This window comes from Photobacterium chitinilyticum (assembly GCF_004104355.1).
In the GTDB taxonomy this organism is placed as follows: domain Bacteria; phylum Pseudomonadota; class Gammaproteobacteria; order Enterobacterales; family Vibrionaceae; genus Photobacterium; species Photobacterium chitinilyticum.
In genome coordinates this window covers 1-370 of the sequence record NZ_RJLM01000263.1, presented here as the reverse complement: position 1 = coordinate 370, position 370 = coordinate 1, and the positions used below count along the sequence as shown (strand labels likewise).

Annotated in this window: 1 protein-coding gene; it reads left to right on the top strand. The window is 47.0% G+C overall.

Annotated features, from left to right (window positions below; all coding sequences use genetic code 11):
* On the top strand, positions 1-358 hold a 358-nt coding region (locus EDI28_RS26660; RefSeq protein ID WP_128786731.1), incomplete at its 5' end, for a TIGR01440 family protein.
* Between the last annotated feature and the right edge of the window lie 12 nt (positions 359-370).

Below are 370 nucleotides of genomic sequence, written 5' to 3'. Positions count from 1 at the left end.
TTTAGCAGTTCAAGGTTGTGAGCATGTCAATCGGGCTCTCGTTGTTGAACGTCAGGTGGCAGAGCAGTTTGATCTGGAAATTGTCAGTGTCCATCCTACTCTTCATGCAGGAGGTTCGGGGCAGTTGGCAGCCTTTAAGTTTATGCAGGATCCAGTTGAGGTTGAATTTATCAAGGCTCATGCTGGATTGGATATCGGAGACACTGCAATTGGCATGCATGTCAAGCATGTTCAGGTTCCGATTCGCCCTATTTTGAGAGAGATTGGTCATGCCCATGTAACGGCACTGGCTAGTCGTCCAAAATTAATCGGAGGTGCGCGTGCGCACTATCCGCAAGATGCTATTAGAAAGTCTTGAGAATGAATAAAG